The 9419-nt window shown below is 73.4% G+C and carries 6 protein-coding genes and 1 pseudogene; 2 read left to right on the top strand and 5 right to left on the bottom strand.

Features of this window, described 5'->3' with window-relative positions; genetic code table 11:
• Positions 1–1000 (top strand): MFS transporter (locus tag ACWD3D_RS27965; protein ID WP_451463558.1); only part of this gene is annotated, 1000 nt, incomplete at its 5' end.
• Positions 1001–1610: 610 nt separating this feature from the next.
• Here ACWD3D_RS27965 and ACWD3D_RS27960 read toward each other — a convergent pair.
• Positions 1611–2267, bottom strand: a complete 657-nt coding sequence (locus tag ACWD3D_RS27960; RefSeq protein WP_451463557.1) for a GOLPH3/VPS74 family protein — start codon at positions 2265–2267, stop codon at positions 1611–1613.
• Between the two features lie 332 nt (positions 2268–2599).
• On the opposite strand from ACWD3D_RS27960, the gene ACWD3D_RS27955 reads away from it, so the two are divergent.
• Positions 2600–3589, top strand: a complete 990-nt coding sequence (locus tag ACWD3D_RS27955; protein ID WP_451463556.1) for a helix-turn-helix transcriptional regulator — start codon at positions 2600–2602, stop codon at positions 3587–3589.
• Here ACWD3D_RS27955 and ACWD3D_RS27950 read toward each other — a convergent pair.
• The 4 genes and pseudogenes from ACWD3D_RS27950 to ACWD3D_RS27935 all read right to left on the bottom strand — a co-directional run.
• The gene (locus ACWD3D_RS27950) at positions 3560–4750 is read right to left on the bottom strand and encodes a glycosyltransferase family 2 protein (protein WP_451463555.1); all 1191 of its coding nucleotides are present in this window, start codon (positions 4748–4750) and stop codon (positions 3560–3562) included. The genes ACWD3D_RS27955 and ACWD3D_RS27950 overlap by 30 nt on opposite strands.
• Before the next feature lie 68 nt (positions 4751–4818).
• Positions 4819–7374, bottom strand: a complete 2556-nt coding sequence (gene lanKC / locus ACWD3D_RS27945) for a class III lanthionine synthetase LanKC (protein WP_451463554.1) — start codon at positions 7372–7374, stop codon at positions 4819–4821.
• 108 nt (positions 7375–7482) lie between these two features.
• Positions 7483–9147 (bottom strand): daptide biosynthesis intramembrane metalloprotease, encoded by a 1665-nt coding sequence (mpaP, locus tag ACWD3D_RS27940; RefSeq protein ID WP_451463553.1) that lies wholly within the window; start codon positions 9145–9147, stop codon positions 7483–7485.
• A pseudogene (locus ACWD3D_RS27935) lies at positions 9144–9419 on the bottom strand (ABC transporter permease); the annotation flags it as partial. The pseudogene ACWD3D_RS27935 and the gene mpaP, both read right to left, overlap by 4 nt.

Here is a 9419-nt window from a genome sequence, read left to right as displayed (position 1 = left end):
CGAGGGACCGCTGCGGCAGAAGGCACTCGGCCTGAACGGGGCGTTGATGTCGGCGGGGTTCACGACCGGCGCGATCCTGGGCGGGGTGCTGACCGACCTCCTGTCGTGGCGCTGGTCGTTCTTCATCAACGTGCCGGTCGCGATCGCGGTGCTGGTGATCGCCCCGACGGTGATCAAGGAGTCCCGCCCGGTGGTCCGTCCGAAGCTGGACGTGCCGGGTGCGGTGTCGGTGACGCTGGGCCTGCTGGCGCTGGTGTTCGGTCTGACGCAGGCAGGTGAGCACGGCTGGGGCTCCGGTGCCGCACTCGGCTGGCTGGCCTCGGGCGTGGTGCTGCTGCTGGTGTTCTACGCGGTGGAGTCCAGGGCGTCGAGCCCGCTGGTGCCGGTCTCGGTGCTGAAGAAGCGGACGGTGGCCTGGGGGAACGTGGCGGGCGCGATCGCCTTCCTCACGGAGACGAGCCTGGTCTTCCTGATGACGCTGTACCTCCAGGAGGTCCTCGGGTTCTCGCCGCTGACGGCCGGGCTGTCGTTCGGTGTGCTGGGGGTCGGCACGGTGGTGGGCGGTTCGATCGCACCCCGGGTGATCGGGGCGACGTCGACCCGGTCGACGCTGCTGATCGGCGGAGCGCTCCAGGCGGTGGCGACGCTCTCCCTGGTGGGCCTGGGCGAGACCGGTTCGAGCATGTGGCTGTTGCTGGCGGCCACCTTCGCGGGCGGGGTGGGAAACATGCTGGTGATCGTCGGCTTCATGGTCACGGCCACCACCGGCCTCGCCGACCACGAGCAGGGCATGGCGACCGGCCTGGCGACGATGACCCAGCAGATCGGCATCACGATGGGCACGCCGGTCATGTCGGCCATCGCCGCCGCGAACACCGACATCCACGACGGGATCACGACCGCGGTGATCGTGAACACGGCGGTGGTCGTCCTCGGAATCCTGACCTCCTTCCTCTTCCTGCGGACCCGGAAGCCCGCCGTGGAAGGCCGGTTCGGCTGAACCGCGGGCAACAGTGTGCAGACGTACACCTCTTGTGGCTCTCCCTCGTGGCCCACCGACCCCGGCGGCGGACGTACGCGGACGGGCGGCACCCCGGAACCCGGCACCCCGGAATCCCGGTGCCGCCCGTCGGCCCGCTCGCCCGCCGTTCGCCGCCCGCTCGCCGAGAAGGAGAGAGGAACCTCTGATGACGACTCACCCGACACCCGAACATGTGGGTGCCCCCTGGCCTCCGGCGGTGCACGGCGGGGAGATCCGGATCTCCTCCCCGGCCGGCCCCTCCCCGCCCGTACCTTCCTGCCCGCGACCGCACCTCCGGGCCGGCTGGTCCGGGCCCACGGCGGGAGCCGGCGGGGTGGGAGTTCGGCCGAGTGGTACGGGGCGACGGCCGAGCTCGCCGCGACCTCGCGCCGCCACCGGTGGACGGAGGAGGAGCTGGACCGGGCGGAGATCCACCGCGCGGCGCTTCTCTCCGGCGTCCCCGAGGAGGTCCACCGCACGCTCACGGCGCTCGCCGCTTCGCACGGTGCCGACGAGCTGATCGTCAACACCCTGACACCCGCCGCCCGCGCCCGTCAGTTCGCCGTCCGCCGGGTCGGCCCCGCGCCCGTCAGCCCGCCGCGATGCCCGGGATGCTCACCAGCAGCACGGTCAGGGCGGCGAGTGCCGCCGAGACGGCCTCGCCCACCGCTGCGGACGCGCCCGTCCTGGCGGCCAGTTCGCCCATGCGCTCCTTCACCACGGCGAGGTCGGCGTCCGGCAGGGCGCGGGCGTGCAGGCCCGCGTGGTGGAGCAAGGTGATCAGCTCCGCCGTCTCCGGACCGGCCGTCGCGCCGTCGAGCACCACCCCGGCGAGTTCGCCGCGCAGGGCCCGGGGTACCGAGGCGTCGGCCACCGGGTAGCGGTACGAGCCGAAGGCGCCGAGCAGCTTGCGGCCCTCCCGGTGGACCACGCCCTTGGCCCGGAGCCCGTCGTACGCGGCGGTGACCGCCTGGTCCCGCACCGCCAGCAGCCATGCCTGAGGCCGGGCCTCGGGGTGTTCGCGCACCTGGGCCGCCACCGCGGCGGCGAGCGGTTCCCCGGGTGCCGGGCCGTCCGCGGTGACGAGCTTGCCCTCGTGCACCACCACCCCGCCCTGCCGGGTGAGTTGGAGCAGCGGGGCCGCCGCGACCGCGGCTCCCACCCGCAGTTGGTCATGCGGTGTGCCGTCCTGCTGATCCAGCCCGAGCAGTGCGATCCGCTCGCCGACGGTCAGTCCCATGTCCATCGGACCCCTCTTCCCTCGTTGCCCGCGATGGGCCCCCGACTTTCCCTCAATACGTCCCACCCGGGCACCTGGTTCCCCGGCCGTTGCCGCGGGACCGCGTACGGGTTCCGTCAGGGGAGGGTGTGTGGCGAACCCGTGAGGGGCGGTTGCGCCTCCTTGTCAGTGCTCACCGGATCGGCTAGTTGCCGGTTTCACGAGTAGCTAACTGTCCCAGGGGGCACAGTGTGCAATGTCCTCACAGGAGCCTCACAGGAATTGACATGATCAGAGAGCAAATGTGAGGGTTTGCACGCGTACGTGTAAGAGGTCGTCATCTCTTTACGGGGGAACGTATGGATGGGTCGGAACTGGCCGTATTGGGAGTGCAACCGCTCGACGAATCCGTGTACCGGGCGCTGCTGAGACGCCCCGGCGCCACCGTCGAGGATCTGGGCCCGGCGCTCGGTATGGGGGGCCACGATCTCCAACTCGCCCTGAAGCGACTGGATCAGCAGGGCATGGTCCATATCGGCGCGGACGGCGAGGCGTTTCCCGTGGACCCCGGCATCGGGGTGGGCAAGCTCGCCGAACAGCGCATCCGGGCTCTTCAGGACGAGCAGCGCGAGATCCTGTCCACCAGTCACTCCCTCGTACGTCAAGTCCTCTACTGGCAAGGGCAGGAGGGTGTGCGCGAGGAGGTTGAGACCCTGGAGGGGGCGGGCCTGCTCTACGAACGGGTTGGCGAGCTCGCCTACTTCGCCCGCCGGGAGCTGCTGGTGATGCAGCCGTCACGCACGCTGACACCCGAATGCGCCGCCATGGCGCGCGAGTCCGACCTGAGGTGTCTGCGGCGCGGGGTCACCGTAAGGGCGTTGGTGCACCGCTCGGCCCTGCGGGACCCCGTCTCGGCGGGCCACTTCCGGGAAGTGATCGAGCACGGAGCCCAGTTGCGGGTGCTGGACGGGATGTTCGAGCGGGTGCTGATCTTCGACCAGAGCGCCGCACTGGTGCAGTCGGTCCCCGACGCGCCGGACCAGCGCGCGGTGCTGATCCGCCAGGAGGGGCTGGTCCAGACCCTCAGGTCGTTCGTCGAACGGTCCTGGGCCCACGCGGCCGACGTGGCAGCGCTGTTGGGCGGCGGTGCGGAACGGGACCGGCTGGAGGAGTTCCAGCTGAAGGTGCTCCAGATCATGGCCCGGACCGACAAGGACGAGGCGGGCGCCCGCGAGCTGGGCATCTCGGTACGTACCTACCGGGGGCACGTTGCCCGGCTGCTGCACCGCCTGAACGCGGCCACCCGCTTCCAGGCCGCACTACTGGCCCGGGACAAGGGCTGGATCTGAGACCAACCCCTCCTGCTCGCCCGGCGCGTCCTGCTCCCCCGGCCCGCCCCGTTCTGCCGTCCCTGCGGCCCCTGCCGTCCCTGCCGTCCTGACGGTCCCGCCGGAAGGTCGGGCCGGCTGCCGCGAGGAACCGTTCGTCGCTTCAGCCCGCGACTCCGCTTCCGCCGCCAGCGCCGTCAGCAGTCGCAGCTGACGGGGCTGGACGGCGGGCAGCAGGGCGGTGGCGCGGCGGGCGTGCTCCGGGCGGGCGCAGAGGAGGTTCCGGGCGAGGGCGAAGCGGCCCCGGTCGGGCACGAGGACCAGCTCCTCGAAGAGCTTGCCCGCGCCGCCCACCACCCGGTCGATCTCGTCCTCCAGGTCGCCGTGCCAGTCGCCGGGGCGTACGAACCCCCCGTCGCGCGCCATGTCCGCGTACCACTCCCGCATGTCCTCGCGGCAGGCCGCGCGGAACGTCTCGTCGTACCGTCCCGTGCGCAGCTCCCCGAGCAGCGTGTGCGCGGCCCGCGCGTCGGCGAGGTGGACCAGCGGCATCCGGTGCGGCCGGGCCATCCGGTGCCGGCGGGTCCCGCCGTCCGTGAGGAGTACCGCCGTGGGCTCCAGCGCGGTGGCGAAGGTGTGACCCGCGTCGGCGAGGCGCAGCCAGAGGTCCCAGTCCTCCAGCCCCGCCCCCGCCCGCCAGCCGCCCACCGACTCCACCAGCCCGCTCCGGTGCGCCACCCGCGAGGGCTCGAACATCGGCCCCATGAGCTGGAGTTGCGGATGCCAGCAGCAGGAGAGCGGCGGCAGCCCGGCGGCGGGGTCCCCGGCCGCGTCCCGGTACTCGCACCCGGAGGCCGCCAGGCCGGCTCCGCCGTCCAGCAGTCCGAGGACCACGTGCAGGTGGTGCGGGTGCCAGGTGTCGTCGTGGTCGAGGTAGGCGGTGTACGCGCCCCGGGCCCCGGCCAGCCCGGCGTTGCGCGGGCCGCTCGGGTGGCCGGTCCGCGCGATGCGGACCAGCCGTACCCGGGGGTCCTCCCGGGCGGCCCGCGCCACCCACTCCTCGGTGTCGTCGTCGCAGCCGTCCGAGACGACCAGGAGCTCCCAGTCCTCGACGGTCTGGGCCCGGACGGAGTCGATGGTCCGGGTGATCGCCTGCGACCGGTTGTACGTCGGACAGACCACGGTCACCCGGGGTGCGCGCCGGTGTGCCGTGCGGTCCGGACGGGGCTCCGCGCCGCCCTCGCGCGGGCTCACCAGAAGGGCAGCGCGGCGGGCCCGCCGTCCGCCGCGCCCAGGGCGAGCAGGACCCCGGCCCCGCCGGTGGCGAGGTCGGTGGAGAGCCGCAGGTTCTCGTGGCCGAGGAAGGCGGGCCGCCCGGCGTACTCGACCCGGTAGAGGTCCAGTACGTCCAGCAGGCGCCCGGAGGGTTCCTCGCCGAGCCGCCGCAGGGTGAGGGCGGCGCCCGCCCAGCCGTGGAAGAGCCCGGCGGTACGCGGTACGGCCTCCCGGGCCGCGACCCGGACGCTCCCGACGACCAGGGTGAACCGCGGGTCCTCGCGGTGTTCCAGGTAGTCGGCGAGGACCAGCGCGGTACCCGCGCCGCCGGCGGCTAACAGGGGCCTTCCACCAGGCGCGTTGGGCGCCCAGCCCTCGGCGTCTCCGGACGGGTCCCCGGTCCAGCCGAGGGCCGTCACGTCGGTGGCGAGCAGCTCCCGGGCCGCGTCCAGCCAGGCGGTGTCCGAGGTCTGCCCGTACAGCGCGAGGAGCAGTCGCGCGCCGCCTGCCCGGCCCCGCATGAGGCCCGACTGCCCCCGGCGTGGCGGGGTCGCGGCGGCGCGCGCGGTGAGCTGTTCGCCCGCGGCCGTCGCGTACTTCAGGGCGTCCTCGTCGCCGGTGGCGCGGGCCAGGTGGAGCTGGGCGAGCGCGATGCCGGCGAGCCCGTCGAAGTAGCTGTCGTTGGGCGGATCCATCGCGCGGACCTGGGCGAGCAGCGCGGTCGCGGTGTCCGTCCGGCCCAGCCGCAGCAGCGCGGAGGCGGTACCGGCCAGGCCCGTCCAGAGCCCGGGCAGCGCGTCGGTGGTCCCGGCGGCGGAGTGTTCCAGCCAGTCCACGTGCGCCTCGGGCACTTCCCTTCCGGACTCGGCGAGGGCCCACAACACCCCGGCCGTGCCGTACGCGAGGTTCGCGCCGCCGCCGGGCAGCAGGAACTGCGTCGCGTCACCGGGGAAGAGCCGGTCCGTGCGGTCCGGGGTGGCGGTCGCCTCGATGCCCTCGGCGAGGGCGTCGCGTGATCCCTGCGGACCCGGTACCGCCTGCGCACCCTGCGCACCCTGCGCACCCTGCGCACCCTGTGCTGCCTGTGCCACTTGTGCCGCCTGTGCCGTCGCGTCGGCGGCCGGGGCGTGCGGCGTCAGGTCGGCGCGGACCCGGTCGCCCCAGTCCTCGGGCAGCGGGTACCGGGCGGCGATGTGGGTGATCAGCTGCTCGGCCTTCTGCGGGCCCCAGCCCATGAGCGTGGTGAGCGGTGCGAAGAGGGCGACCCGCAGGCAGCCGAGAGCGTACCGGTCGATGTCCGGGCCCCGGTGCCCGGCGGGGGCGCCGAAACCGGGGGCCGCGTGGATCTGCGCGGTGTCCGGGTCGGTCGTCGCCGTCTCCAGGTCGATGAAGACGACGGTGTCGTCGGGGCGCACCAGGACGTTGCCGGGGTGCAGGTCGCCGAAGAAGACGCCCCGCCCGTGCATCGCCGTGACGCCTTGCTCGATGTCCGCGAGCACGTCCAGGGCCCACCGGGTGTAGGCGGCTGTCCCCTCCGGGTCGGCCTCAGGGGCCTGCGGGAGCCTGCGGGTGAGGGCTGCGGCGAGCGTGTCCCCCTCAATGAACTCCCGTACCAGGAAATGGTGTTCGTGACCCTTGCGGGCCTCGATCAGCCGGGGGAACCAGCGCAGTCCGGCGAGCTTCTCCAGGCAGGCGTGCTCGTGCTCCAGCCGTGCGACGGCGTCGTTGCCGTGGGTGTCGACCCCGGAGTGCGGACGGGCTTCCCGCAGCAGCACCGGCTCCCCGGTCCGCAGGTCGGAGCCCCGGTAGACGCCGCCGCCGTTGGAGAAGTGCAGGGCCTTCTCGGCGCGGTACGGGAAGTCGTCCAGGGTGCCCGAGTTGCGGTCCCGCAGCGCCTCCTCCAGGCACGCGGGCAGCGTCGCCCACTCCGGCGGCCGGAAGGCGGGCAGCCGCTTGTCGGGCACCAGGTTCCCCTCCGGGTCCTCGATGCAGTGCACGGTCTCGCCGGTCGCCGTCTTCATGGTCCGCGCGACGAACCCGCCGTAGCGCACGTACAGCGGCCCGGACCGCCAGCGCAGGTCGCTGAGGATGTACGGGCCCGCCTCGCCGTCCAGCAGGGTGCCCAGCTCGTCCAGGACGCGGGCGAGACTCTCCTCGTCCCGGGGGTAGATCGTGACGAACTTGCCGGAGGCGCTGCGGTCGCCGTACTTGCCGTTCCGGCGCAGCAGCACCTTCCGGCTCCGGATGAACTTGAACGCGATCCCCTGCGGCACCAGGTACTCCTGGCAGCGCTCCAGGACCCTCTCGGCGTTCTCCGACACCGCCGACACGTGGATCTTCCAGCCCTGTGGCGGCAGTTGGTGATCCGGCGGGGTCAGCATCGCCCAGTCCGGCCCGGTGTGGAGCGACCAGCCCTCCGGCGCCGGCTTCGACACGGCGGGGTAGTCGTCCGGCGCCGCGCTGTCCGCGTCGTCCCGGTCGAAGAACGGCGTGCCGGGCGGGCAGTGCGCCAGATGCCGAAGTATGTCCATGATCAACCGCCTTGGGAGCAGGGAGGGAGCGCGGTCACCGGGCGGCCGTCGCCGTGAAGGAGGGGCCCGTCGTCCACGGGGATGTCGTACGGGGAGGGCCGGCCCGCGTCAGCGCCAGAACGGGGCGAGGTAGCGGAGGTAGAGCCACTCGCCGAGGTTGCGGCGGCCCGCCTCGATCTCGGCGAGCCCGGTGGACCGCGAGGGCGGCGCGTCGGTGCGCAGTTCGATGCCGGTGGCCGGGAGGGCCATCGCGTCCAGCCCGGTGACCGGGGCGAACACGGAGAAGGGCGCGGAGACGTCGGTGGGTCGGGCGGAGACCACCTCCGCCTCGCCCACCTCCTCGTGCAGCACGATCCCGCTGCCCGTCAGGCGCACCTTCGCGCCCGGGGCGACCGCGTCCAGGTCGGCCGCGCCCGTCGCCACGAACACCACCCGGCCGTCGTCGTTCACGAACCCGCCGGTCACCGTGTACGGGAGGGTCACCCCCACGGCGACGGCCGCCACGGCAGCGAGTGCGGCCAGCGACACCACCGCGATCCGCCACCGGGCCGCCCCGGCGGCGAGCGCCTCGGCGCCCAGGCGCAGGGCGCCCGTGCAGCACCGGGTCAGCAGGGCGAGCAGCGCCAGCGACACGACGACCGCGCCGACCAGGCCCATGTTCTCCAGCATCGAGCGCCAGAGCGTGAACGCGGTGCCCAGGACGTACAGCGGGAAGACCATGCAGGCCAGCCCGAAGAGCGGGGCCCAGCCCAGCTCCGGCACCGTCTTCTCGTACCGCCCGCCGAAGAGCACCTTCGCGGCCCAGCGCCGGGCGTCGGCCATCGACCGGTCGCGCAGGTGCGAGACGTCCAGGTGGCTCATGAGCGCGAGGTAGCCGTCGAGCTTGATGAACGGGACGGCGTTGAAGAAGCCGGAGAGGAAGCTGGTGACGGTCAGCAGGAGCAGCAGCTCGCGCAGGGTGCCGCTGCCCCCGGCCAGGGCCACGCCCGCCGAGGCGAGCCCGGCCGCCGAGCCGATGGCGGCCTGCACGGTGATGCCCGCGAGCGCGATGCGTACCCGCTGGGCGCCGTTCGGCAGCCGCCAGCCGTCCGTGACGTCGCAGAAGAACGCGGGGGTCAGGTAGAAGAGCATGACGCCCATCCGGCTGGGCTTGCCGCCGTAGTGGCTCAGCACCGCCCCGTGCGCCATCTCGTGCAGCGCGGTGCCCAGATAGGTGACGACGACGAGCGCGACCAGGGCCCAGACCGGCAGCGGACCGCTCAGCGCGTCGGTGGCGGTGGGCAGTTGGAAGGCGACACTCAGCAGACCGCCGGCCACCAGGGCCATCAGCGCCACCGCCCACGCCCGGTGTGCCAGCCGGGCCGTCAGGGGCCTCAGACGGGCGAGGAGGCGGTCCGGGCGCACCACGGTGTACTGGAAGGTGAGCGGCGGTACGAACGCGAACCGCCGGGTCCGTACGGGCTCGCGCGCCGGGTCCTGGAGCAGCTCCATCTTCTGCGCGCGCAGCAGTCCCTCGCCGACCAGTTCGGCGGTCCAGGGGCGGCCCAGGTGCTCCGCGATGTCCTCGGCGGTGTTCGTCCCGTCCGCCGAGCGCAGCAGCCGGGCCATCCCGGCGCCGACCCGCAGGTACCGCCCGGCGCCGAACTGCACGATCCACGGGGCGCCTTCGCCCGCCGGTTCGTGCACCAGCACCTCGTCCGCCAGGGCGGGGCGCTCGGGCAGCGGGGGGAGCACGGGCACCACGGGTTCCGGGCGCTTCAGGGCGAGTTTCACGGTAGGTCCCTGCGGACGAAGAACGCGCGGCCCGCCACGGCGGCGGCGGCGATCCAGGCGGCGAGCACGACGATCGCCCAGGGTGTGGGGAGCAGCCCGGCGGTGGAGCTGTCCTGGTAGACCGCGGCCATCGCCTCGTCGATGGTGAACCTGCCGACTTCGGGGACCAGTCGTTGGAGGCCGCCGCTGACCAGCCAGGTGCTCAGCAGCATCACGACCACGGCGACCACCTGTTGACGGATGATCAGTCCGAGCAGGCAGCCCCACAGGGC

Source organism: Streptomyces sp. NPDC002690 (assembly GCF_053592415.1).
Note: the sequence above shows the minus strand (reverse complement) of the source record. Positions and strands in the feature narration are given on the sequence as shown.

Coding starts and splice junctions, on each gene's coding strand:
- lanKC (WP_451463554.1), bottom strand. CDS start 7,374: ATGGACATACTTCGGCATCTGGCGCACTGCCCGCCCGGCACGCCGTTC.
- ACWD3D_RS27960 (WP_451463557.1), bottom strand. CDS start 2,267: ATGGACATGGGACTGACCGTCGGCGAGCGGATCGCACTGCTCGGGCTG.
- ACWD3D_RS27955 (WP_451463556.1), top strand. CDS start 2,600: ATGGATGGGTCGGAACTGGCCGTATTGGGAGTGCAACCGCTCGACGAA.